Origin of the sequence: Acinetobacter sp. ANC 4805, assembly GCF_022549495.1 — a bacterium.
Classification (GTDB): Bacteria; Pseudomonadota; Gammaproteobacteria; order Pseudomonadales; family Moraxellaceae; genus Acinetobacter.
The window spans coordinates 1-254 of the sequence record NZ_JAKZGD010000033.1 but is presented as its reverse complement, the minus strand read 5'-3'; the positions used below and the strand labels follow the sequence as shown (position 1 = coordinate 254).

At 51.6% G+C, this 254-nt stretch carries 1 protein-coding gene; it reads left to right on the top strand.

The window, feature by feature from the left end; all coding sequences use genetic code 11:
• Positions 1–254, top strand: a 254-nt coding sequence (locus MMP60_RS15875) for an Ig-like domain-containing protein (RefSeq protein WP_241337292.1), incomplete at both ends; no start/stop codon positions are given.

Genomic DNA, 254 nt, shown 5'->3' with positions numbered 1-254 from the left:
GATGGTACTTGGACTTTAGCAGACAATAGCTTGGCTGCATTGGCAGAAGGCAGCTATAGCGTTACCGTGACTGCGACTGATTTAGCAGGCAATGTGGGTACCGATACCGGTACGATTACAATTGACCTGACTCCACCTATAGTGACCTTGACCGATCTCAGCAGCAATGACCAAACCCCAGCGCTTAGCGGCAGCATAGATGACCCAAGCGCAACCATCATCGTCAATGTGAACGGCATCGACTACACCGCCAC